Source organism: Marinagarivorans sp. (assembly GCF_982758155.1).
The window spans coordinates 1-23,082 of the sequence record NZ_CEXWTU010000060.1 but is presented as its reverse complement, the minus strand read 5'-3'; the positions used below and the strand labels follow the sequence as shown (position 1 = coordinate 23,082).

Genomic DNA, 23,082 nt, shown 5'->3' with positions numbered 1-23,082 from the left:
TTTAACGAAGGCAAGCGTGCACCCAGGAATTCAAAAACGGGAAGTTATTTAATGCTCGCCCCTAAGCCCCGCTAAAGCGGTATTATGTTGCACTTTTTTTGAACCCGCCGCGCAATAGATGGCTTAGAGCGAGGCGACTATACGTTATCAATTAGGCGCAGAAGCAGTTACCGAGATATGTAACGCTTTAATGGGGGCGTCGAAATCGAGCATTAGTGGATTAAATAGTGCTACTTCGCCCCTAAGCGCATATCCAATATTAGAATAGTCCTACAGAAGGTGTAGTCCGCTGAACATTAACTTTGAGACAAATAGACTAAACATTAACCCCATCCTAAGCTGTGGCCACACAGAAGCAGAAGATGTTTTGTCAATTTTAACTGATGACGTTACTCAATTTTTACCGCCCACATGGCAAAAGATAACCGCCCAACATGAGGCGATAGAATGGCTATCGAATCAATTGGATGAAGGGCTTGTGCTCGGGCTTCAAGAGAAGAAATCGTCTGCTCTTATTGGCTATTTATTCCTGACTGGGTTCGAGGAAAGCCTTATAAATAGGCACATAAGAATAGGTTATGTACTATCGAAAAAATGCTGGGGTGTGGGCATTGCTAGCGAAATGATTGCATCATTAATCATTTTTTTGGCTAAAGAAGGTAGCGTTGCATCTATTACGGGTGGCGTATCAATGGGCAATACGGGCTCCGTTAAAGTACTCACCAAAAACGGATTTAGCTTTATCGAGAGTATGAACGGTGCACATTTTTATCAGTATACTTTCTAATCACCCAACCCATACGCCAGTGCCCGCTATTTAGTCTTGGTACTGCTTAGCCTTTCATGGGTGCCTATCCGTTTAGTTGCGCCCAAATTTTTTTATAAGCCTAAAAAGCAGGAATCACCATGCAACAAAAAATAATTAGCTTTTGGTTTGAAGAGATCGAAAAATCCCAATGGTTTACCAAAGACACGGCCTTCGACACATTAATTCGCTCACGCTTTGAAGACCTTCACCATCAAGCCACGCAATCCGAGCTGTATAGCTGGCGGAATAATGCCCTGGGCAGCCTTGCGGAAATTATTATTTTGGACCAGTTTTCACGCAACATGTTTAGGGATACGCCGCAATCGTTTGCTTATGATGCCTTTGCCCTTGCGCTGGCTCAATTCGCCATATCGAAAGGATTAGACACACAATTAACACCGGCGCAGCGAAGCTTTATGCTTATGCCATATATGCACAGTGAATCTTTATTGATACATGACGAAGCCGTTCGCTTATTTACAGCGCTAGGTAATGAGGCCAATTTAGATTTTGAGCTAAAGCATCGCGCCATAATCGAACGATTTGGACGCTACCCACACAGAAATAGCATACTAGGGCGAAAATCCACACAAGAAGAGTTAGAATTTTTACAATTACCCGGCTCTGGCTTCTAATTCGCCCCTAATAAGGAATTTATGCCAATGATTATTTTACAAGGGTATATCGAAGTCCCCAAAGATGACTTAAGGGACGAGGCAATAATAGTTTATCCGATTAGGCGAAGAGATCGGCTTTCTTATCGAGGCGCTTAAAGGGGTGCATGCCGGGGCATGTAACGCTTTGAGCAACGAAGGTAAGGATGTCGAGATCAAGCATTAGTGGATGAAATATTGTTTCCTCGTCCCTTAATATGGGGTTAACGGCAGGTTTTTAAGTGTAAAGCAGTAAACTTAGTTGTTGGCGTGCAGCTCTTCGTTAAGTGCTATTGCCGTTTTGTTGGTTTTGCACTCTACCGCGCCTGTTAATGAATTACGGCGGAAGAGTAAATCTGCAGTGCCAGCAAGGTCGCGCGCTTTAACTTCTTTAACGCGCTGGTTGCTATCGTCCAGCAAGACTACTTTGGTTCCGGCGGTTATATAAAGGCCTGACTCAACTGTGCAGCGATCGCCTAGGGGAATACCTATGCCGGCGTTGGCGCCAATAAGGCTTTCTTTGCCTACTGAAATAATAATATTACCGCCACCCGATAAGGTGCCCATGGTGGAGCAGCCGCCGCCAAGATCGCTACCTTCGCCAACAATAACACCGGCCGATATGCGGCCTTCAACCATGCTAACGCCAAGTGTGCCCGCGTTAAAATTAACGAAGCCTTCATGCATGATCGTTGTGCCTTCGCCAATGTGCGCACCTAAGCGAACGCGAGCCGCATCGGCAATGCGCACGCCGCTTGGTACGACGTAATCTGTCATTTTTGGAAATTTATCAACGCTGTCAACACTAATGCATTCGCCTTTTAAGCGCGCCGCTAACTGCTTGGCGGGCAGCTCGTTAAGATCGATTGGCCCTTGGTTTGTCCAAGCAACATTGGGGAGTGATGCAAATATACCGTCAAGGGATGTTTCGTGTGGTTTGACTAAACGATGACTGAGAAGGTGGAGCTTTAAGTAGGCTTCGGGTACTGTTTTTGGGCCTGTATTTTCACTTAAAACAACAGCAACGATAGGTGCTTGACTGTCTTGTAATTGGCGAGCGAGTGTTGCTTGCTCAGTGCTGTTGCCTTCCAGTGCGCTGGCTAAGCTTGCGAGTTGCTCGTTTGTTGGAATGTAAGTGCCTTGTTCGGCCGTTACATTTAACGCACTGATAAAGGCTTGTGCTGTGGCGCTTTCGGGATTGACCAAGGGTAGGGCAAAAAATGTATCTAGCCAGTCACCATTGTTGTTTTGATGGCCAGTACCTAATCCGAGGGCATAAACTTGTGTCATTGTGTTTTCCTAATACGACTAAACGCTTTAAAATTTACGAAGGGGTGTTAAATAATGCGGCGAATTCGACATCGCTGAAGCCAACGCTGATGCCATCGCCACGCTCAACTAATGGGCGTTTGATAAGGGTTGGGTTAGCCAGAACTATTGCAAGCCCTTGTGGTTGCAATACTCGCTCTTTATCGCTTGGCGAGAGTTGCTTCCATGTTGTACTGCGCTTATTGATAAGCGTATCGGCACCAAGTGCCTCGCGCCATGCTTCTATTTGCTTCAATGTAAGACCGCAAGTTTTTACATCGAAAAACTCATGCTCTATATTGTGCTGGTTGAGCCAAGATACGGCTTTTTTTACGGTGTCACAATTTTTTATGCCATATACACGAATCATGCGAAGTACTCGCCACATTGCTGGGTGGATGAATCAAGGTGGGCAAGCATACCATAAGCGCTTATTCTCTTGTTTATGTATGCTACTGATTAGCACAGCTTTTTATGGCTTAAATAGCGTTGCTGAGGAAGAGTTTGAGCCTGAGATATTGCCTTTTACAACGGACGGTTGCTCTATGTTTCCCGACGGTACGGTATGGGATTACACTTTATGGCAATCCTGCTGTATTACACATGATCTGTCTTATTGGCAGGGGGGCGATTATATGACGCGGATGGCGGCTGATGAGGCTTTGCGTGCGTGTGTTCATGATTTGGGCGAGCCTGTTGTTGGGGCTGCTATGTTGGTCGGCGTTCGTTTTGGGGGGTCCCCTTTCTGGCCGACTGATTTTCGCTGGGGATATGGCTGGCGAGAATGGCGAGGGTACCGTCCGTTAACGAATGCAGAGGCTTTACAGGTTGAGCGGATGCTATTAAAACAATCCTTAATATCGCATTAAGCTAGCGTTATAAATTCAGTTATGGGGGTGTAAGTGTGAAGAAAATGGTATTCAGTTTAGGCGTTGTGCTGACCTTTTTAGGCGGTTGTGCAACGAACAGTATGCAAGGACAGTGGCAGTATAGTGATGGGAATACAACCATCGGTTTGGGCTTGCAGCCTAAGGAGTTGTGTGAAATATCGTTATCACGTTTTGTGCGTGACGACCTTAAAAAAACATGCCGCTTTGAATTGAATAAGCATGCAAAAGAAACTGACCCTAAAGCGCCTAAAAGCTATTTGATATTTTTACATGATGATGCTGGCAATTGTGATGTATTTGCAGATTTTGAGTTTAATTACGAAGGCGGGTCTGATGTGCTCACCTTTATGGTGGGTGATACACCCTTCGTGATGGAGAAATTAAAGTAAATATTGTCATCGTTAAGTATTAACAAGGGCGCTATGGCGCCCTTGTTAATTATGCATCAAGCAACATTGGTAGTGTTTGATGCATTGGGGGCTGCTTGCGTAACGGCCTGTTGCGTTGCATTTCCTGGTAACTTGCCTTTATAGACAAAGAGCTTTCGTTCCATGTGGTAAGTGCTTTCGGGATTGTAAAAAGTCTCCCGCATTTTGGCTAACTCTTCTGTACGGTAAGTGCTTAAAGGCTTCATTGTCTCATCGATAGCTCGCCGTGCTCGTTTTTGTTCAAGCTCTGAATTAAGATCGGCATGTGTCGATTGTTGCATGCAAAAATTGCTGAGATGCTCATGGTATTGACTCCAATCTTCGGGCAGCATTTGATCGGCTAATTGGCAGTTTATCGCTTCAATGGCCAGTAGTGGCTCGCATTCAGTCGTTAGCTTTTGGGCGAGTTCTTTACCTACTCGTTTCGGGAGTAAGTAGGTCCAGTATTCTGAGCCATATAAGCCCATTTTATTGTAGTGCGGGTTCAATACAACACCCTCTCTTATCACCACCTTGTCACATGCGAGCGCTAAAATTGCACCGCCGGCACCGGCGTTGTTACGCAGCGCAGCAATGGTGAGTTGGTTGGGGGTATTAATGATCTCATCGACCACATCATCGATAGCATTGATGTTTTGCCAAGATTCTAGCGCTGGGTCGCTAGCAGCCTCGATGCAATTTAAGTGTATGCCGTTGCTGAAAAAGTCTTCACCGCCCATTAAGACGATTACTTTTGCATCGCTTGATTTTACTTGGGCAAGCGTGTGCTTCAGACGTAAGCATTGCTGAGTGTTGGCTGCGCCATTATAAAAATCAAAGTAAATGTAAGCTACGCTGCCTTGGCGCTCAACACGTATATCCTCGATAGCCGTTGAGTCGAAGTTGCCAATTAGCCCCAAATTGCTATTGCCAGCTAAAACATTAATAACTCTAGCAGCGGGTAGTTTAATCGCTGGTAGGTCTGGGTGTGTTTTGCACTTCATTTGTTTTATCCATACCGCCCCGTCGCGGGTCGCAATACAAACCGCTCCGTGCCGAATGGCTAGAATTTGTTTCGGTGCGCCTTTTAAGTAAGGCTCTTTCGCGGGTCCGAAAAGGTGAATGTTGTGCCCAAGTAGATGATCAAGGAGGCCTGGCGTTGTATCAGCGGCGTACAGCTTTTGTACAATTGTGTGGGTGTCGTCAAGGTCCCAGTTAATAGCGCGCAAAGGTTGTCGCATTAGTGGATTGCAGGACCCTTCAACTTCGGGATTATTGTAATTGAGTGGTTTTGGTTTGAAGTTTGTGTTTTCGAAGTCAATAAGGGCTTGCTTGATTAGTGCGACAGCGGTGGTGCTGACCTCGCGCTTATAAGTACTTGTTTTGCCTGCACGACGAAGGGGGAAGTTTTGCGTGCCCCAGATGTCGCCAGCATCCATTTCACTATCGGCCTGTAATAGGGTAACGCCCCAGCGCTCGGCATCTTGTGCTATGGCGTAATCGATTGATGATGGTCCTCTATCGCCCTCAATGCCTGGGTGCACGATGAGGCACTTGTTTTTTTGCCAAATGTCTTCTGGGATACGATGCGTAAGAAAAGGGCACAGAATTAAATCAGGCTTAAAAGCTGAAATTTGTTGTCTTAACAGTGGCTCGTCCATGCCGTAATGTTGATCAATATCATGTCCGAGTAATACTAATTCTCTTAAAACACGCTGACATAGGCCGCTAAATGAGGAGGCGAGAATCAAAACTTTCATGAAGTCTTCCGTTTTTTAAAGGGTTAATTTTTTTGGGGGTCTTTGTCCCAGATGTTAGTGATTTCTTTCGTAGCATAAACTTAAGCTACTTAAGGCTTAAATTCTAGGTGTCCATTAGGTAAATATGCTGATCCAAATATGTTGCTATGTTCAGCAATTGCTACTAGTTGATTTTGAAATAACTTGACGCACGTATCAACAATTTATTGTTGCGTCTGGTGCTTAGGTGCGACAAAAGAATGCCCTTGAGGACATTTTGTGTGCAGGAATGCGAGTGGTTATAAAGTACGAGGGCTAATAACTTTTTGCTAGATGTTTTTGGCGCGAGGGAGTGAGAGGGTGCTATGAAATGGGAATATCTATAGGGAAAGTAAAAAGCCCAAGGTTTGGTGTGACCAATGAGCTTTTTACTTTTAGGGTGTTAGGGGTGAGGCAATAATAGTTTGTTCAATTAGACGAGGGCGCCTGCTTTATCAACAAGGCGCTCAAAGGGGCGCATGCCGGGGCCTATATGGACATAGGTCATTAGGGTAACGCATGGAGCAGTTACCGAGGCATGTAACGCTTTGAGCAACGCTGTTGAGGAAGCAGGAGGCAAGTATTATTGGATAAAGTATTTTTTCCTCGGCCCTTAGTTAAACTCGAGCGCTACCTTCATGCTCAATATCGTCGTCCTCATCTTCGGCTTCAAGTGCTTCGTACATACGCTTGTTTAGCTGGCTGAGGGTAACAATCAAGCAAAGAACAAGCATTATCATTGCGAAACAAAAGATAAATAGCCCCATGGTTAATGGTTCAACGCCTGACTCGGGCATTAAGAGGTTGTGGTTTGGTGTCATTATCATCGCTTCCATACCGACGTAGTGCATGCCACAAACAGCGAAGGCCATAACAAATGACGCCCCTATCATTTGCATTGTACCCTCAAGGTTAAAGGCCAGCCAAAATGCGGCTGTTGCCGCTGCAATGCCAATTATCACAGATACAATAACCAGAGTGTTGTTGTAGCTCATGTCGGCGGCGGTAATCATTGCAGCCATGCCACTGTAGTGCATGCTTGATACGCCTGCGCCAGCAATAACGCCAGCAATTAGCAGCATTGGTAATGAGTTAGGTCTGATACTAAGTAGGTAAAGCCCTAGAGCAACAACAAAAACGGCGATGGCTAAAGAGCCTGCCGTTAGTAGTGGGTCATAAACAACAGGCATGCCCATATCGTAGGCTATCATGCCAATAAAATGCATTGCCCAAACGGCGCCGCCGCCTAATGCGAATGAGGCGGAGATAATCCATTTTCCGCGCTGCCCTTCTTTAGCATTACGAATACCGCGTACAAGTTGCAGGCCCGTGTATGAGCCAAAGGCTGCAATGAAGTAGGATAGGGCCACAAGGAAGTAGTTGTAGCTAGGTTCGGCATGAATCACGAGTTGATTGCTCCTCTAAATATGGTTATTGGTGTTTTGATAACATGTTTTTAATATTGCTTGATGGATCAGCATACTCTGAAATGCATCGCATGTTAACGCTAGTATTGAACTTGTAATAGGTTAGAATATGCGCCATTGCTAGTGGCGGGGAAGTCTTGCCGCCAAAACAAAAGGGTGTGCGCCATTTTGTTTGTTTTGTGAGCAATGTATTCACGGTGTCGCTATGATGTAGTTTGGTGGCTTTTTCCATTTAGGTGTTTTTGGTTACGCTTTTTAAAAGTGTAACAATTATAAGCATCTAATATCGCTAAATATTATGGTCTTTGACCTCTAATACATACTGATGTCTATGCAACAAACTACTGCGCCAAAACCGGCGACATCTCGCGAGTTTACCGTTGGTATTGTTGGGGCTAACCCCAATGCATTGGCGGCTTTCAATCGTATCTTTAGTGTAACAAGTTATCGTATTCGGGCTTATCGTGCTGTGGCGATAGCCTCTAATGCGAGCAGAGTTTCCACTGATGTCGATATATTGGTGCTTTGCGCGAACAATCCGAATGTAATGGCTTATTGGTTTAATCGTCGCGAGTCGGGTGAAATACAAAAACCAATAATTCGTTTGGCAAAAAGTGGCAGTGCCATCATTAGTGATGAATATGTTGTACCTGTTCCACTAAACCCTAGTAAGTTCTTAAAAGCATTAGACGATTACACGATCAAAGAATTAAAGTTTTTTCCAGAATTTGAAATTGGTCGTGACGATGGTCGCGTTTCAGGAGAAACCTTGGCCGGTATTCGGCTATTGAAGGGTGGCGTAGGTTCAAGTGTGATCCCTGGATTGAAGCGAGCACTGGTTGTGGACGATAGCCTGCCGGTTCGCAAGCAAATAGAAATTCAATTTAGTTTGCTTGGGGTTCAGGCTCATCTTGTTGAAAACGCTGAGTTGGCGTTAGAGCAAATGTTGAAAATTCAGTACGACGTTATCTTTCTTGATGTCGTGATGCCGGGCATGGACGGTTATACCGCGTGCAAGCGAATTCGAAAAATTAAGCAGTATAAGGCAACGCCTATTGTATTGCTGACCAGTCGCTCATCTTCTTTTGATAAGTTAAAGGGTGCTTTGGCCGGCTGCGATACTTACTTAGTTAAACCTATTAATCATAATGATTTTGAGAATGTATTGAAAAAACATTTCAAACCTCAAGGAGATAAGCAGTAATGACTACAAGCAAAATTTTGATTGTTGATGATTCACCCGTTGATCTAGCTAATTTGAGAGGGATTGTTGAAGATGCTGGCTACAGTGTTGTAACGGCTTCTGATGGTGAAGAAGCTTATAAAATTGCAAAGTCGGCGCGTCCAGACTTAATTCTTATGGATGTTGTGATGGAAGGTGTTGATGGCTACGAGGCTTGTCGCTTGATTACGAGTGATCATGAAACAGGGAAAATCCCCGTTATTTTTGTTACCAGCAAAAACCAAAAAGCCGATGAGGTTTGGGCAAAAATTCAAGGCGGTAAAGCGGTTATTCCAAAGCCTTATAAAAGTGAGCAGATATTGGAAGCCATTCAAAGCGTATAGGGCTGGCGAATTATGAGCGATTTTGTGGGTGCAGGACAGGGTGCTGAGGTTGCGATGAGTGAGCGCAGCGTTGATACCGATGTCCCTATGGCGTCGAGTCGCTGGGATAGGCAGCGCGGCTATGGCGTTACGCTGAATGGCATTAACATATTGTTACCTATTGGTGTTTTTTGCGAATTTGTAACGCAGCCGCAGGTGACGTCGTTACCTAACTCGCCTAATTACTTTTTAGGTTTAATGAATTTGCGTGGTAATTTAGCCCCAGTGTATGACTTGACGCGTTTTATCGCTAGCGATCGCTCTAGGTCTCCGGTGATTGCTAGGCAGGTTGTCATATTGGGGAAGGGAGATGATTGCGCGGCTTTACTTTGCGAAGCTGCACCCAAGACCTTTGATTTAACGTACATTGCTTTTAATAAAGATTTCACTCGTGCACCTGATGCTATCCAAGGTCTTCTGACTCGACGTTTTATTATTGAGGGTGCACCGTGGTTTGAGTTAGATTTTCGTAATACTTTTAAGCAGTTGGCAGCACAGTAACCTTTTAATTTCACACTCACGTTGGAGTGATTCTTATGAACTTCCTTTTTAATCTGCGGATATCCCAGAAGATTATGGCACTTGTTGCCGGTCTATGTGTGGGCTTTATCGCTATCGGTATTGCTTATTTTGTGCAAATTAACATGCAGACACAGCAGGCGAAGGAGCGCGCAGAACTTAATCAGCTGCAGGGGGCATTAGTTTCGCTGGCAACGCAAAGCAGTCAGTTAAAAAATAACCCAGATGTTCAAATAGAAATAGATACATTGCTCGCTTCCTTACGCGGTAGTAATGAACTTTCTCGGAGCTCAGAGTTAAGTAATGTCACGGATTTGTTGACGCAATATACGGTGGCGGTAAGTGAGCAAAACACAATTGGCGATGATGTGATTGTGCGCCGAGAGGCATTAACTTCAGCTGCTGCCGCGCTGGATGATGCCGTATTCGACCCATTAGCCTTTGCGCAATTGAGAACTGCTGAATTTGCATATCGGGCAGACCCCACGGCCCCTACTTACGAGAAGGTGTTTGAAAATATTGAATTGATCTCTCGCGATAGCATAACTAACTCTTTGGAGCGGGTGGATAGTTATTCAGCAGCCTTTGAAGAGCTTGCGTATGCTTTAAAGAATCAGCAGGTCTTGGGTGAGCGCGAAAGTGAGTTGCAGCGTAATCTAAATAGCGCATTGGTGGTTTTGGCCGGAACGGTTAACAATAAAGTGGTCTCAAGCGAGGCGGCAGCCGCTGATTTGGCGCAGTTAATCGTAGCTGCGTTTATTGTGATGGTATTTGTTATTGTGACAGCGACAGCAATGGGGGTTTACTTTATCTATAAGAGTATTGTTTTCCCGATGGCGCATATTCAAAGTGTAATTCGCCGTATTAACCGCGGTAAGCTCAAAGCGCGGGTAAAGTTAATTGAAAATGATGAACTGGGCGATTTAGGTAAGGCATTTAATCAGTTACTTGATGAACGTATCCAGAATTTGGAGGAGCAATCTTTAGAGAATGAGCGCCTCAATAACTCCATTATTTCATTGATTCGAGCGGTGGGAACCATTGCGCGAAAAGATCTTACAATTAAAGTTCCTGTATCGGCCGATATTACCGGTACGGTTTCGGACGCGATTAATTTGCTGACTTCTGAGACAGCTAAAACTTTGGCTAGAGTGCGGACAATTTCAGGGGAAGTGGATAAAGTTGCTGATGTCTTGCAGGTTCAGTCGTCGGCCGTTGTTCGTGTTGCTGAAGATGAGCGCAAGCAGGTTATTGCAACAGCTAAAGCATTGGAGACCTCTGCGCGTGCGATGAATGACATCGCATCTAAAGCGGGTGATGCGGATAGCCTGGCCAAAGAAGCTATCGCAAGTACGCAGCAGGCGCGTGAGTCGGTGGAGGGTGCAGTTGCGAGTATTCTGGGTATTCGTGAAACGATTTCTGAAACTGAAAAAAGAATTAAGCGTTTGGGGGATCGTTCGCAAGAAGTGTCGGGCATTGTAAGTTTGATTAATACCATCGCTGAGCGAACTCACATCCTAGCCTTGAATGCGAGTATGCATGCCGCTTCGGCTGGTGAGGCGGGTAAGGGTTTTGCGGTAGTTGCGGACGAGGTTCAGCGGTTGGCGGAAAATGCTCGAGAGGCGACAGCTGATATTTCTTCGATGGTAAATAATATTCGAGTGGAAACATCCGATACGGTTAATATTATGAACAAATTGATCGCCGAGGTAGCTGCGGGTACAAAAACTGCTGAGCTAGCGGGGCGACGTATGAACGATACGGATAAAACAACAAATGAGCTCGTGCAGCTCGTTGCTGTAATGGCTCAAAGCGCGATTAGGCAGGCCGAAGTGACTAGTCGAGTGCGTGACAGGGCAATGATCATTCGAAACTTTACTGAAAAAACAGGCAGCCAACTTGTGAAGCAAAAAGCGTATACCGATGGATTGAAGGATCAGTCTGCGTCATTGGTTGCTCAGGTAAATCTGTTTAAGTTGCCCGGTGAGCTGCTAGATGAAAAAGCGGTTCCCTTGATTAAAGCCAGTTAGTAGGTCTCGCAGTGGCATATGATAGCCTTTCGGCCGACCAGCAAGAACTTCTCGATTTACTCCGCAATGAAATTTCGGATTATGTTGGCTCCGAACCCGATTGTCTGTGGCACGATCAAAGTGTTTGGTCCGACCACTTTCAATATGTTGGGGGGCAGTTAGAGCACTTGTCACGCGCGGTACAAATGGTTGGCCTGATGGGCTTGGCCACAAGTTGTGATTACCTCATTAAAACTTTTTATGAGCTGGCGGAGCTAAAATCACCCCCCAGCGAGGTGGTGCAGGCGACGGTTTCACGCTGGCCAGTTGTTTTTTTAGGCTACCTACAGGGTATTCTTGCAAAGGGTATTACTAGTCAGGCCGCACAAGAGTTGCTCGCTTATTTGAATGGTGAGCACTGGCCAATTCAATTATCTGATGATGACAAACAATCTTTGCTGGCCGCCTTTGCGGCATCCGATGTTATCGTTGATGAAAATGCCAATGCTTACCCGGCTGAAATTTCTGATGACGATGCAAGTTTAGCTCCGCCAGATGATGTTCGGCCTGAGTTGCTAGACAGTCTTATTACTGAATTACCGGTTCAATCTGAGTCATTCTCGGCGTCTGTGGAACACTACATTCGTACTGGAGACGGTTCCTATTTACTCACAGCACAGCGCGTTGCTCATACTATTAAAGGTGCTGGCAATGTTGTGGGCATTAATGGTATCGCTAATTTAATGCATTATTGTGAGGACCTCCTCGAAGTACATCAGAAGGGGGCGGTAGCAGGGGAAGGGTTTGCTGATTTGCTGCTCGATGCGGCAGACTGTTTAGCCAATATCTCTGATTACTTGCAAAGTTTTGCGCCAGCGCCAGATAATCTAAAAAGCTTGTTGAGCGAGCTACTGTCCGTTTTGCGTGGTGATGAGACGGGTACAGCGCAGGAGTCCCCGTCGATACCTTTGCCGCAGCCTCCTTTGTTAAATGAGTTCATTGAGCCATTACCTAGTGCGCATAATGATGTTGTAGAGCTCGATGACGAACTAAGTAATGAGGCCTTGGGCTTTGGTGATCTAGATCTAGAAGCTTTGGGCATTGATGGTGAGGATGTCAGCTCTTCCGTTAGCTCGGCATCATCTGAAGTGCCGCTGTTTAGCAGTGAAAAGCAGAGTGTTGACCAAGGCTCAGACCTCATTGCTGAAATGGATCAAGAAGCGCTTAAGTTATCAAATGACGAGAGTGAAATTGCTGTTGATGATTTAGCTGTTGGCGTTTCTGCTTCTCAGGAAGTTGCTGCTGATGCTTCAGTAGCTGATCTTGACGCTATGTTCCCGGCTCTTGAGGTGGGTGTGTTTGATGAGACATCACTCAATGATATCGATGCACTACTTGGCGAAAGCGATAGTGTTGGTATTGAGGCTTTATTCGGTGATGCGGCCTTGGATGCCCAGTCTTTTGATCCTAAGTCTTTGGGCGTTAAGCCTTCGGATGCTGTGTCTTTGGAGGCGCTTGCTGAAGTAGAGTTTGAGCAACCATCGGAAGTTCCGGTGCTTGAACTTGATGTACTTGCGGATAGCAATTCAGCAGCGACGCTCGAGAGTGAGCCGCAAGAGCAGGTTTTAGGCACAAAAATATTGCCGCAAGCCACTGGTGAGCATGACTTGCTCAGTATTGAGGATGCGGATTCCAAACCTCAATTTAATCTCACTATTTCCGACGATAAAGCGACAGACCTATTGCGCGTGGCTGGTGAGATTCAAATTGCGAATACGCAAATATTATCACGCGCTGGCGATGCTCAGGGTGTTATTGAGTCTGTATTGCGCTTTCAAAATCAGCTTTTGGAATTGGCGGAAGATTTGGATAAGCGCCTGGCCCGCGAAGGTGCGATGTCTGTGGCTGCAGGTATTAGTGGTGATTCTGAGATGGATCCGCTGGAGCTTGAGCGCTATAACGAGCTGCATAGCTTTGCCAGTCGCCTGCAAGAAGTTACAACCGATGCTCAGGAGGCTGTTAAAGATGTTGATCAGTCTTTGCTTGAATTAAAAAATATTGTTACTGATCAGCGCCAAATGGGCTTTGAAATGCAAAGCCAGGTGCTGGGTATTCGCATGTTGCCTGCATCGGTTCTGACATCTCGTTTTTCACGTGCCGTTAGACAGGCTGCGCGCTTAACGAAAAAATCGGCTGTGTTAGTTGTGAAAGGCGATGATGTGATGGTCGACTCTCGAGTACTGCATACCATTGCCGACCCCATTCTTCATTTGTTGCGTAATGCGGTTGATCACGGTTTGGAAAATACAGCTTCTGCTCGAGAGGCACAGGATAAAAGTGCTGAGGGTGTCGTTACGCTTAGCTTCGATCGTGTGGGTGAGTCTGTACGGATTCGTGTAAGTGATGATGGGCAGGGTATGGATTACGTGACCATCGAACGACTCGCTATTGAGCGCGGGCTTATTGAGCCCGGGCATGACCACACACCGGCAGAGTTGCATCGAGTTATATTAACTCCCGGTTTTAGTACGCGTGCGCAAGCGACTCAAACCTCTGGGCGTGGCATTGGTCTTGATGTAGTTAACGATCAGCTTAGGCAGCTTAAAGGCACGCTAACAATGACAAGTGAGCAGGGCGACGGAACACAGTTCGAAATGCTGGTTCCTATGAGTGTTATGTCTGCGCATTTGTTGATGGTGGCGTGTGAAGGGCAAATGTTGGGGCTTATTAGTCGAGGCTTGCAGCAAATAATTTATTTGCAGGCTGGAGATATACAGAAAGACAATACCGGCGAATACTTTTATGTGTTGCAGGACGAGGTTGTGCCGGTATTGGCATTAAATATGATTACTGGTTTTGCCTCTACGGCTAACATCGGTGAGTGCAGCGCATTACTTATCGCGCATAAAGCCGGTGGCGAGTTGTGTGGTATAGCGGTTGAGCAAATAAAGGCCAGTGAAGAGCACGTTATTAAGCCTTTGGGGCGTTTAGCGTTTAAGCCAATTGGCGTGACTGGGGCCGCTATTTTGGGTAGTGGCGCGCTTGCTGCGGTAATGGATGTTCACGACCTACCTGCGTTGCGCTTTACTAAAGATGAGCTTTCTCATTGGGAGCAACGCTCGGTAACGGCCCAACGATCTCAACAGCTAGTACAAAAACCGATTGCCTTAGTGGTCGATGACTCTCTAAGTGCGCGACGGGCCTTGGCCCAATTTATGTCTGACCTCGGCTATGACGTTGTTACAGCAAAAGATGGTTTTGAGGCAATTGCGCAAATTGCTGATATCGTACCTACGGTTGCACTTATCGATTTGGAAATGCCAAGAATGAACGGTTTAGAGCTGGCCGCCCACATGCGTTCACAGCCGCGATATCGTGCTATCCCTATTGCCATGATTACCTCTAGGACAACAGCGCGGCATAAATTATTGGCAGAGAATGCCGGTGTTGATCTGTATTTAAATAAGCCGTGGAGTGACGATGAGCTTATTACAGCGTTAACGCAATTGATGCCTGAGATGGCGCAGGCGGTTAATGCGTAAGAAAAAGGGTTTTATGATTCCATTGTGGCGTTTAAAGTCGAATAGATTTTAATCAATCTCTTTTTTTGTCATAGAATGTAAGTGAAACCAAGCTTGCGTGAATAAGGACGATGCATTACCTAAATGCGCACCCGCTTAAAATACGACGAAATTACGGTCCTGCTATGACAATTGAAAAAAACTATCTAAAAAGTAAGCCTATCTGCAAAGTTAAATTTATTGTTCCTGAGCAGCGCTTGCAAGGTGCAAAAACGGTTCATCTGGTCGGAACATTTAATGACTGGGATATGGATGCACAGAAATTGCGAAAACAAAAAACGGGAGAGTTCGCCGCGACACTTTCATTGCCTGTTGGTGAAAAGCATGAGTTCCGCTATTTGTTGGATGGCGAGCATTGGGAAAATGATGACTCGGCCGATCAGTATGTGCCTTCTGGCGTAAGCTACGAAGAGAATTCAGTCGTCGTTCTTTGATATCTACTGATTAGTCTAGAAATAGCTTTCAAAAAAACACCGCCTTTCTTTTATGGTTAACTAGAAGAGACACGGTGTTTTTTGTTGTTATTCGCCTTGATGAAAAACGACGCTTAATCTTTTTTCATCTCTTGTATCAACACCCAGGGTGATACTGTGACTGCCCATAATGTGGGGTTTTCTTGCGCCCATATTTGAGCTTGTTCGTCACTTACCGGGTGAACCGCGTTGCTTTCTGTCCAGAGAGTAAATTGGGCTTTGTTATCCTGAATTAGCTCTGTGCCGACCTTGATCAAATCGAGTGGTAACGTAACGTAGATGAGCTTTCCCGCAGCAAAAAACCGCTGGAGTTCTTCCCAGCTGATTTTTGCGGTCTGAGACAGTAGCTCTTGTTTTGCGCTTGCGTTATCCATATTAATCCCTGAAATTGTTAAATTGCAAAGGCTGGCCTAAATCCTCTTGGCGTAATAGTGCCATTACGCTTTGCAGTTCATCGCGCTTTTTCCCTGTAACACGCAGTTGTTCGCCCTGAATACTAGCTTGAACTTTTATCTTACTGTCTTTGATGAGTTTCACCATTTTTCGAGCTAGGTCGCTATCAATGCCCTCCTTGAAACGGATGCTCTGATTGACGGTTTTGCCTGAGTGCGTAGGTTTACTTAGATCCAGTGTATTACTGTCCACTTTTTGATGACTTAGCTTGGAGCGAAGAATGTCGACCATTTGTTGAAGTTGGAAGTCGTGTTCCGCTTTAATAACTACGTGATCTTTTTGCCATTCAAAACTGGCTTCAATGCCACGAAAATCAAAACGTGTTTCGAGTTCGCGGGAGGCATTTTCAACGGCGTGGCGAGCATCCGTAGTACTGACTTCGGAGACAATATCAAAAGAAGGCATGGTGATTTCTCGTTATGTGCAAGCCGGCATTTTAAAGGCCTGCGGCCAAAAACAGAAGTGGAGTTACTTAATTACAGGAGGAATCGATTGATATTGGCCAGTAAACTTCGGCTGTCTACGGGTTTGTGGAGTACCACTAATTGATCGAAAGGGGTGTGGGCGCTGGAGTCATCTTCGTTGGTGATCAGAATAATAGGCACGCGGAGGGCATTGAGTTCTGATAAGTGTCGGCAGAAGTTTAAAGCCTGGCTAATATCGTCGTCGTCAAGAACGACAATGTCGGGGTTTTGTTGTTGAGCGGCACTTAGGGCGTCGGTGTAGGTGTCGGTAGAAATTAGCGAGCAATGACTGAGTAGTTGCTTTTCTATCATTGGGCGCGTGTGGCAATGTTGGTCGAGCAATAGCAATTTGGGCAGTGGCGTGTACTGCCTTACGGAGACACAGTTTCTGCCGCTGTCTTTGGAGCGGTATAGAGCAATGTCGGCGGCATGGATGAGGGAGGTTAAATCGCCGTTTTGAGTATTGTTAAGTGTGCCGCCGCCAATACTGATAGTGACGTATTCAGAGGCGCTGGATTCTCGATGTTCGATTCGTAGCGCTACAATGGCTTCACGTATTTGTTCTGCAACATGTCTCGCGCCAGACTCTGGTGTGTTGGTAAGTAGTACGATGAATTCCTCGCCGCCATAACGCGCCACCATGTCGCCTGGGCGGTTTGCGCACAGGGCGATGCAGGCTGATACTTTTCGGATGCAATCATCGCCTGCAATGTGACCATAGCTATCGTTAAAGGCTTTGAAGTGATCTATATCCAGCAAAAGAATGCTAAGTGGGTCGCGAGAACGGTTTGCTTGCCGCCAGTATTCTTCCGTGCGGTTCTCGAAGGTGCGGCGGTTATAGAGGCGGGTAAGGCTATCGCGTTCGCTCAATTCGGTGAGTTCGCGATTTGCTTTGTTGAGTTGGTTACGCATGTCGATAATACGTTCCATGGCTCTAATTTTTGCTTTCAGAATAACGCGGCTAACGGGTTTGATCAGGTAGTCATCGCCTCCGGCTTCAATGCCGTCTTTGAAGTCGCTCTCATCACTTTTTCCGGTGACAAAAATGATAGGCACCCAGTGTTCGCCTAGCATTTCACGGATTAAACTGGTTGTTTCAAAGCCATCTAGGCCTGGCATTTCGACATCCATGATAATCATGTCGACGGCTGTTTCGTCCACAATATGCATGGCTTCTTCACCATCTTGTGCCAATATTGCTTCGTGACCAACCTCGTTAATGTAACGGCTGATGGCGTAGCGAAGGGTGGCGCTGTCTTCAACCAATAGTATCTTCATGCAGTTTTTATTACTCCGTGATTATAAAAAGTGTATCACAGGGTGATTTTTGTGCTGAGACTTTGCTATTTTAATTCAGTGAATCAGATGCCAATCAAGGTGGCTTTTGAGGATCAATTTCGGTATGTTTGTCGGCTTTTTTGGACCGGTTCATCCCATCATGTCTGACTTTGACGATATTCGCCCCTACAACGACGACGAAGTGCGTGCCACGCTCTTGCGTTTGCTTAACGATAACGAATTTATTGACGCGATTGTCCGCCTAAAGCGTCCTTTGGTGAGCCGATTAATGGCACCTTTGGCCCGCCCTTTGGCGCGCAGTGCTCTTAATAAAGAAATTCGCGATGTAAATTCTGTAGAAGGCTTTCAAGCCAAGATAGAAAGCTACTTGGCGAAGAACCTCAATGAAACCACGAGTAAGATCACTGTCTCTGGTTTGGAAGCTCTCGATAAATCTAAGCCCTATTTGTTTATCAGTAATCATCGCGATATCGCGATGGATCCTGCATTTGTAAATTGGGTGTTGTATCAAAATGGGTTTAAAACGTTACGTATTGCTATAGGTGATAATTTATTAACCAAGCCGTTTGCCAGCGATTTGATGCGCTTGAATAAGTGTTTTATCGTTAATAGAAGTGCAAAATCGGCGCGGGAAAAATTCAAGGCCGCCAAAAAATTATCAGGCTATATGCATCATTCATTGACGCAGGATAACGCCAACCTTTGGATCGCTCAGCGTGAGGGGCGAGCGAAAGATAGTCTAGATATTACCAATCCTGCAATCATTAGTATGTTAGCGCTTAACAAGCCGAAGCCTGAAGCCTTTGGCGACTATATCGCGGCCCTCAATATTGTTCCTGTGAGTATTTCGTATGAATACGATCCTTGCGACGAGGCAAAAGCCAGGGAATTGACCATCGCGGCAGAACAGGGCGTGTATGAAAAAGCTGAGCACGAAGACGTGCAGAGCATTGCTCGTGGAATTACCGGCCAGAAAGGTCGCGTGCATGTTTCTTTCGGCTCGCCGTTTACATCTGAGTTGGATTCTGTGGAGGCGGTAGCGGCGGCGCTGGACCGACAAATTACTGAAAATTATGTACTTCAGCCGACTAACTGCATTGCTTATACGATAGTGACGGGCTCTGCTCCGGATGTGCTAATGGGTGCTGATGTTAAGCCTTACCGCGAAATTGATCACAAAGAAGCATTGGCGCACTTCGAGGCGCGTTTAAAGGCTTGCCCTGCGCAATGGCGTGAACGCTTCTTGAGTATTTATGCAAACCCGGTGGCGGCAAAGCTGGCTCTTTCGCATGCTGAATGACGAGCTGAAGCAATGCATTCAGCAGGGCTATTCAACGTACCTAAAAGCCAAAGGGCATAAGCCGCGCTACGGTCAGAAATTAATGATCGCCGCTATCGCGCGCACCTTAGGCGGCATTACTAGCGACGGTGATGGCGAGCGCACGAGTGATGGTCATGTGTGTGTTGTGGAAGCTGGCACGGGCACGGGTAAAACCGTTGCTTATTTATTGTCGGCTATTCCTGTGGCTCGAATGTTGGATAAAAAAGTCGTTATTTCTACGGCAACGATTGCCCTGCAAGAGCAGATAATGTTCAAAGACTTACCGGATGTTCGCAAGCATTCGCAGTTGGCCTTTGATTATGCACTGGCGAAAGGGCGTGGTCGTTATTTGTGTTTGAGTAAACTCGATCGCTTGCTGGCTAATGATGATGATCCTTATATCCCCTTGTATGAAGAGATTGGGCCTAGCGATTCGGACCTTCCCTTATACAACTCGATGATTACAAAGTTATCGGGCAATCAGTGGGATGGAGATCGCGATAGCTGGAAGGAGGAGATCCCTCAGGAGCAATGGTCTCGCGTGACAACGGATCACCGCCAATGTACTGGACGGCGTTGTTCCCATATCCGTAATTGTGCCTTTTTTAAAGCGAGAGAGAGTCTGGATGAGGCGCATGTTGTTGTAGCGAATCACGATCTAGTGCTGGCGGATTTGGCGCTCGGTGGCGGGGCTATTTTACCTAAACCTAGCGAGACAATTTATATTTTCGATGAAGGGCATCACTTGCCTGACAAGGCCTTGAGTCATTTTGCGGCCCATGCTCGGGTGGTGGCGACCAGTCGTTGGCTTGGCCAGACGGAGGGGCAGTGGGCAAACTTTATGGAGCCGTTTGCTTCGGCTATTGGCGTTGTGGCTCGGGCTCAGGGGATGGAGAAGTATTTAAAGGATGCTCGGCAGTGTGTTGATTTGTTGCCACCATTGCTTAAATCCTTGATCCCCTTGATGGATGCTAATCAGCCGACTGTGCGCTACCGCTTTGATTCTGGAGAGGTGCCAGCGGATATTGGTGAGGTTTGTGCCGCAGGGGAAGAGGTGTTTACCGAATTGGCGCAGGCCTTTGAAAAGCTGACCGATGAAATGGGGCGGTTGCTAGAAGACGAGCACAGCCCGGTCGATAAGCAAAGTTGTGAGGCTGCATTTGGTATGGTCGGTAGCTGGTGGACGCGAGCAGAGGGTGTTCAGGAGTTATTTAAAAGTTTTGCACACAGTGCTGCCAATCCCAGTTGGCCTATGGCTCGTTGGTTAACGCTAATCGAGCAGGGTGAGGCCGTTGACTTTGAATTGGTTTCAAGTCCGGTGTTGGCATCGCACACCTTGTCAAAACACCTGTGGGAGCCGGCTTACGCGGCGATTGCGACATCGGCAACATTGACGGCGCTGGGGACCTTTGATCGGTTTTCTATGCGCGCAGGTGTTCCAAAAGATGCCGTGTTTGAGGTGGTGCCGAGCCCCTTTGATTTCGATAAAAATGCGGTGTTACGAGTGCCTGAACGTGCCGTTGAGGCTCAAAATGCTGAGTTGCATACGCAAAGTCTGATCGAACTGCTGCCAGAAATTATTGATCCTAACGTGGGTTCTTTAGTGTTATTTGCTTCGCGTCGACAGATGTTGCAGGTGTTCGAGGCTCTACCTGTAGATTGGCGGGGTCGTGTTTTGATGCAAGGGGCGGCCTCCAAACAAGCGCTGTTAAGTGATCATCGAAAGGTGATCGACTCCAAAAAAGGGAGCATTCTTTTTGGCTTGGCCAGCTTTGCTGAGGGCGTCGATTTACCGGGTAATTACTGTGCGCATGTCATTATTGCCAAGATTCCTTTCGCTGTTCCTGATGACCCCATTGAGGCGGCGATGGCAGAGTGGATAGGGCAGCAGGGCGGTAATGCCTTTATGCAGATGAGTGTGCCTGACGCTGCGGTGAAATTAGTGCAGGCATGTGGCCGGTTGTTGCGCTCAGAGACGGATAGTGGCGTTATTACTATTTTGGATAAGCGCTTATTAACGAAGCGTTATGGCAAGGCAATATTGGATGCACTGCCGCCTTTTCGGCGGGAGCTTAATTGTTGATTTCATGATTTCATGATTTCCAGGAATGATCTCGTTCGCGCCGCTCTTCTTGAGTTGGAGTTGGCACTTCGTCGCGCGGGCTTATGGGGCTCTAATGCGCCTAGCGTGACTGCGTTAGGCAGCACATTACCCTTTTGTGTTGATACTCTAAGGCTAGAGCAGTGGCTGCAGTTTGTTTTTGTACCAAAAATTCAACTTGTTATCGATCAAGAGGGGTCGTTACCTACAGCTTGCGCTATAGCGCCAGTGGCAGAGCAGGCGTTTGTAAATTATTCACACTCCCAGTTGGAGGTAGTACAAATTCTTCGCGCTATTGATCAGGCGCTAACAGAAACTCACTAATTTATTGAAGGAATGTCCTCGTGGCTTTTAAAACCATTATCGCGCACCGGTTGTATCGCGCATCACCATCGGCGCCGGTCGTCAAAACGCTATGCAGCGAAGCTTGGCCCCTAACGGGTAAAACGGAAGACTGCGCGCGCGCCTTAAAGCATGCTTGGCTTAAGCGGGGCGGTAAGGTGTATGGCCGTTTTAATGATGCGGCCGGAGAAAATCCGTTGCCTGCATGGCTAAGTGGATGGCAGGGCGAAGCCTTTAGTTTTTTAAAGTTTACCGAGCAGTGGCTGCAGCATGCGGATGTGTTGCTCGCTCAAACTGAGGAGGTTTTGGATGCTTACTGCTTTTTTGTTCATGAGGCACTAGAGGCTGGCGAGGTGTGCTGGTTGTTTCTTGCTGCTCATGAGTCGGGGTTTGCGGTTAATGGCGATATGTCGCTGGATGATACGCATTATCTCGATACTTCCCGCATATTGATGGCGGCTAAAATTAATATCTCCGAGTGGCAGCAGGGCGATAGTAATAAGTATCTAACTTTTGTTCGAGCACCCGGTGAAAAAGAGCTGAGTGAGTGGTTTGAAAAGGTCGTTGGATTTACGGATAAGCTTGATACCGCTAAGCAGACTGAGCAATTATTAGCGGTAGTTGAGGAGTACGCAAGAAAGCTTCCTGATGAGGTGGCCGAGCAAACCCGTGAAAAAGTGGTGGAATATTGCCTTGAACAAAGTAAGGCTGGTGAGTCTGTAACGCTTGAGGCTTTATCGCAGAATGTGACGCCTGACAGCGCCGAGGAATTTAAGACATTTGCGGTTAACCATGAGTCGAAGCCTCCTGCAGACTTGGTGCCTCATGCGGGTCAGCTCCGGCAATATGTGCGCATTAGCGGGCGTAATGATCAGATGAGTATGAGCTTTTCTTCGGGTTGTTTGGGGGATGCGGTGATTTATGATGCGCAAAGCGATAGCTTAACAATCAAAAATATACCGCCGGCATTAAAGTCTCGCTTGCTCAAGCATATGAAATAAGTATTTTCCGCCCATCGTACAATGTCGCCGTTGTGCACTAGATAACAGCGTTGGCCTCGATTGTGTGGTTATATACATCTAATAACAATACTGACTTGATTATGACTTCCATCTCCCTTAAAAAATTGCGTTTATTTGCAGCCTCTTTGTTACTAACATCGGCTTATGTGCCGGCGGCAAGTGCTGAGTGGCTGACGTTGTTTGAACCAAAGCAGACGAGTGTAGGTGCTGATAGGAGTGAGGGGCGAGATGCATTTAGTGCGTTTGGTTGCGTCGAATGTCATGGTGGCCTATCTAATCAAGGTTATCAGTCGGGGTTTAGGGTGTTGGGTGTTGAGGCGGAGCAAGAGACTATTCAGGCTAAAATGTCGCCACCTTATTCTCCTGTCGAAGCGCCTTTGAAAAAGCTTTTGCTTGGCGGTAGGGAATATTGGCCATCAGGTGAAAATAGCGCAGTCTTTTTGCGGCAGGTACACAGAGGCGTGCTGGGCGTTCAGCCAAGTCTTACATTACTCAATGAGGCTTCTAAGGCCGACCAAAATGCTGTTTTAGACTACGTGCTTATGTTTTAACTGTGAGAGCTGGTGTTTAGGGGCGAGGAAACAATATTTCATCCACTAATGCTTGATCTCGACCTCCTTAT

At 46.5% G+C, this 23,082-nt stretch carries 22 protein-coding genes; 15 read left to right on the top strand and 7 right to left on the bottom strand.

The window, feature by feature from the left end; genetic code table 11:
• Nucleotides 1–289: 289 nt before the first annotated feature.
• Nucleotides 290–787 (top strand): GNAT family N-acetyltransferase, encoded by a 498-nt coding sequence (locus AC3A8L_RS08965; protein WP_487961904.1) that lies wholly within the window; start codon nt 290–292, stop codon nt 785–787.
• A 119-nt stretch (nt 788–906) separates the two neighbouring features.
• Nucleotides 907–1,443 (top strand): DUF924 family protein, encoded by a 537-nt coding sequence (locus AC3A8L_RS08960; RefSeq protein ID WP_487961903.1) that lies wholly within the window; start codon nt 907–909, stop codon nt 1,441–1,443.
• A gap of 276 nt (nt 1,444–1,719) precedes the next feature.
• On the opposite strand, the gene dapD is transcribed toward AC3A8L_RS08960, so the two are convergent.
• Nucleotides 1,720–2,751: a 2,3,4,5-tetrahydropyridine-2,6-dicarboxylate N-succinyltransferase gene (gene dapD / locus AC3A8L_RS08955; RefSeq protein WP_487961902.1), complete on the bottom strand. Its 1,032-nt coding sequence runs from the start codon at nt 2,749–2,751 to the stop codon at nt 1,720–1,722.
• 34 nt (nt 2,752–2,785) lie between these two features.
• Entirely contained in the window at nt 2,786–3,139 is a 354-nt protein-coding gene (locus AC3A8L_RS08950) for a Spx/MgsR family RNA polymerase-binding regulatory protein (protein WP_487961901.1), read from the bottom strand.
• Between AC3A8L_RS08950 and AC3A8L_RS08945 the strand changes: the two genes are divergently transcribed.
• Together AC3A8L_RS08945 and AC3A8L_RS08940 are read left to right on the top strand one after the other, a co-directional pair.
• Nucleotides 3,138–3,638, top strand: coding sequence for a helicase (locus AC3A8L_RS08945; protein WP_487961900.1), 501 nt, complete (start codon nt 3,138–3,140; stop codon nt 3,636–3,638). The two genes, AC3A8L_RS08950 and AC3A8L_RS08945, sit on opposite strands and share 2 nt — an antisense overlap.
• Nucleotides 3,639–3,673: 35 nt before the next feature.
• Entirely contained in the window at nt 3,674–4,048 is a 375-nt protein-coding gene (locus AC3A8L_RS08940) for a hypothetical protein (RefSeq protein ID WP_487961899.1), read from the top strand.
• Between the two features lie 56 nt (nt 4,049–4,104).
• Here AC3A8L_RS08940 and AC3A8L_RS08935 read toward each other — a convergent pair whose 3' ends face one another.
• Nucleotides 4,105–5,826 carry a hydrogenase maturation protein gene (locus AC3A8L_RS08935; RefSeq protein ID WP_487961898.1) on the bottom strand — a complete coding sequence of 574 codons (1,722 nt, stop codon included), beginning with the start codon at nt 5,824–5,826 and terminating at the stop codon, nt 4,105–4,107.
• A 635-nt stretch (nt 5,827–6,461) separates the two neighbouring features.
• Entirely contained in the window at nt 6,462–7,250 is a 789-nt protein-coding gene (locus tag AC3A8L_RS08930; RefSeq protein ID WP_487961897.1) for an MHYT domain-containing protein, read from the bottom strand.
• A gap of 352 nt (nt 7,251–7,602) precedes the next feature.
• Between AC3A8L_RS08930 and AC3A8L_RS08925 the strand changes: the two genes are divergently transcribed.
• The 6 genes from AC3A8L_RS08925 (at nt 7,603) to AC3A8L_RS08900 (ending at nt 15,419) form a co-directional block, all read left to right on the top strand.
• Nucleotides 7,603–8,475 carry a response regulator gene (locus AC3A8L_RS08925; RefSeq protein ID WP_487961896.1) on the top strand — a complete coding sequence of 291 codons (873 nt, stop codon included), beginning with the start codon at nt 7,603–7,605 and terminating at the stop codon, nt 8,473–8,475.
• Entirely contained in the window at nt 8,475–8,837 is a 363-nt protein-coding gene (locus tag AC3A8L_RS08920) for a response regulator (protein ID WP_487961895.1), read from the top strand. The genes AC3A8L_RS08925 and AC3A8L_RS08920 overlap by 1 nt, the downstream gene beginning before the upstream one ends.
• Before the next feature lie 12 nt (nt 8,838–8,849).
• Nucleotides 8,850–9,377: a chemotaxis protein CheW gene (locus AC3A8L_RS08915; protein WP_487961894.1), complete on the top strand. Its 528-nt coding sequence runs from the start codon at nt 8,850–8,852 to the stop codon at nt 9,375–9,377.
• A 35-nt stretch (nt 9,378–9,412) separates the two neighbouring features.
• Nucleotides 9,413–11,425, top strand: coding sequence for a methyl-accepting chemotaxis protein (locus AC3A8L_RS08910; RefSeq protein WP_487961893.1), 2,013 nt, complete (start codon nt 9,413–9,415; stop codon nt 11,423–11,425).
• An 11-nt stretch (nt 11,426–11,436) separates the two neighbouring features.
• Nucleotides 11,437–14,946: a response regulator gene (locus tag AC3A8L_RS08905; RefSeq protein ID WP_487961892.1), complete on the top strand. Its 3,510-nt coding sequence runs from the start codon at nt 11,437–11,439 to the stop codon at nt 14,944–14,946.
• 164 nt (nt 14,947–15,110) lie between these two features.
• Nucleotides 15,111–15,419, top strand: coding sequence for an isoamylase early set domain-containing protein (locus AC3A8L_RS08900; RefSeq protein ID WP_487961891.1), 309 nt, complete (start codon nt 15,111–15,113; stop codon nt 15,417–15,419).
• Between the two features lie 113 nt (nt 15,420–15,532).
• Here the strand turns inward: AC3A8L_RS08900 and AC3A8L_RS08895 are convergent, their stop codons facing one another.
• The 3 genes from AC3A8L_RS08895 to AC3A8L_RS08885 all read right to left on the bottom strand — a co-directional run bounded on the left by AC3A8L_RS08895 (nt 15,533) and on the right by AC3A8L_RS08885 (nt 17,653).
• Nucleotides 15,533–15,832: a DUF2288 domain-containing protein gene (locus AC3A8L_RS08895; RefSeq protein ID WP_487961890.1), complete on the bottom strand. Its 300-nt coding sequence runs from the start codon at nt 15,830–15,832 to the stop codon at nt 15,533–15,535.
• Nucleotide 15,833: 1 nt separating this feature from the next.
• On the bottom strand, nt 15,834–16,316 hold the full coding sequence (locus AC3A8L_RS08890) for a YajQ family cyclic di-GMP-binding protein (RefSeq protein WP_487961889.1): 483 nt from the start codon (nt 16,314–16,316) through the stop codon (nt 15,834–15,836).
• A 71-nt stretch (nt 16,317–16,387) separates the two neighbouring features.
• On the bottom strand, nt 16,388–17,653 hold the full coding sequence (locus AC3A8L_RS08885; protein ID WP_487961888.1) for a GGDEF domain-containing response regulator: 1,266 nt from the start codon (nt 17,651–17,653) through the stop codon (nt 16,388–16,390).
• A 160-nt stretch (nt 17,654–17,813) separates the two neighbouring features.
• On the opposite strand from AC3A8L_RS08885, the gene AC3A8L_RS08880 reads away from it, so the two are divergent.
• From AC3A8L_RS08880 to AC3A8L_RS08860, 5 genes are all read left to right on the top strand, one after another.
• Nucleotides 17,814–18,974 carry a 1-acyl-sn-glycerol-3-phosphate acyltransferase gene (locus AC3A8L_RS08880; RefSeq protein WP_487961887.1) on the top strand — a complete coding sequence of 387 codons (1,161 nt, stop codon included), beginning with the start codon at nt 17,814–17,816 and terminating at the stop codon, nt 18,972–18,974.
• A complete protein-coding gene (gene dinG / locus AC3A8L_RS08875) occupies nt 18,964–21,078 on the top strand; it encodes an ATP-dependent DNA helicase DinG (RefSeq protein WP_487961886.1) in 2,115 nt (704 codons plus the stop codon). Before AC3A8L_RS08880 ends, dinG begins: the two co-directional genes overlap by 11 nt.
• 12 nt (nt 21,079–21,090) lie before the next feature.
• A complete protein-coding gene (locus tag AC3A8L_RS08870) occupies nt 21,091–21,420 on the top strand; it encodes a YqcC family protein (RefSeq protein ID WP_487961885.1) in 330 nt (109 codons plus the stop codon).
• Nucleotides 21,421–21,440: 20 nt separating this feature from the next.
• Nucleotides 21,441–22,439 (top strand): nucleoid-associated protein, encoded by a 999-nt coding sequence (locus AC3A8L_RS08865; protein ID WP_487961884.1) that lies wholly within the window; start codon nt 21,441–21,443, stop codon nt 22,437–22,439.
• A gap of 101 nt (nt 22,440–22,540) precedes the next feature.
• Nucleotides 22,541–23,011, top strand: coding sequence for a hypothetical protein (locus AC3A8L_RS08860; protein ID WP_487961883.1), 471 nt, complete (start codon nt 22,541–22,543; stop codon nt 23,009–23,011).
• Nucleotides 23,012–23,082 lie beyond the last annotated feature (71 nt).

Excerpts from the sequence above, each read along its gene's own strand:
- AC3A8L_RS08910 (WP_487961893.1), top strand. The coding sequence starts at position 9,413 with ATGAACTTCCTTTTTAATCTGCGGATATCCCAGAAGATTATGGCACTT.
- dinG (WP_487961886.1), top strand. The coding sequence starts at position 18,964 with ATGCTGAATGACGAGCTGAAGCAATGCATTCAGCAGGGCTATTCAACG.
- AC3A8L_RS08870 (WP_487961885.1), top strand. The coding sequence starts at position 21,091 with ATGATTTCCAGGAATGATCTCGTTCGCGCCGCTCTTCTTGAGTTGGAG.
- AC3A8L_RS08925 (WP_487961896.1), top strand. The coding sequence starts at position 7,603 with ATGCAACAAACTACTGCGCCAAAACCGGCGACATCTCGCGAGTTTACC.
- AC3A8L_RS08960 (WP_487961903.1), top strand. The coding sequence starts at position 907 with ATGCAACAAAAAATAATTAGCTTTTGGTTTGAAGAGATCGAAAAATCC.
- AC3A8L_RS08935 (WP_487961898.1), bottom strand. The coding sequence starts at position 5,826 with ATGAAAGTTTTGATTCTCGCCTCCTCATTTAGCGGCCTATGTCAGCGT.
- AC3A8L_RS08890 (WP_487961889.1), bottom strand. The coding sequence starts at position 16,316 with ATGCCTTCTTTTGATATTGTCTCCGAAGTCAGTACTACGGATGCTCGC.
- AC3A8L_RS08880 (WP_487961887.1), top strand. The coding sequence starts at position 17,814 with ATGTCTGACTTTGACGATATTCGCCCCTACAACGACGACGAAGTGCGT.
- AC3A8L_RS08915 (WP_487961894.1), top strand. The coding sequence starts at position 8,850 with ATGAGCGATTTTGTGGGTGCAGGACAGGGTGCTGAGGTTGCGATGAGT.
- AC3A8L_RS08920 (WP_487961895.1), top strand. The coding sequence starts at position 8,475 with ATGACTACAAGCAAAATTTTGATTGTTGATGATTCACCCGTTGATCTA.
- AC3A8L_RS08860 (WP_487961883.1), top strand. The coding sequence starts at position 22,541 with ATGACTTCCATCTCCCTTAAAAAATTGCGTTTATTTGCAGCCTCTTTG.
- AC3A8L_RS08895 (WP_487961890.1), bottom strand. The coding sequence starts at position 15,832 with ATGGATAACGCAAGCGCAAAACAAGAGCTACTGTCTCAGACCGCAAAA.
- AC3A8L_RS08885 (WP_487961888.1), bottom strand. The coding sequence starts at position 17,653 with ATGAAGATACTATTGGTTGAAGACAGCGCCACCCTTCGCTACGCCATC.
- AC3A8L_RS08900 (WP_487961891.1), top strand. The coding sequence starts at position 15,111 with ATGACAATTGAAAAAAACTATCTAAAAAGTAAGCCTATCTGCAAAGTT.
- AC3A8L_RS08950 (WP_487961901.1), bottom strand. The coding sequence starts at position 3,139 with ATGATTCGTGTATATGGCATAAAAAATTGTGACACCGTAAAAAAAGCC.
- AC3A8L_RS08945 (WP_487961900.1), top strand. The coding sequence starts at position 3,138 with ATGCGAAGTACTCGCCACATTGCTGGGTGGATGAATCAAGGTGGGCAA.
- dapD (WP_487961902.1), bottom strand. The coding sequence starts at position 2,751 with ATGACACAAGTTTATGCCCTCGGATTAGGTACTGGCCATCAAAACAAC.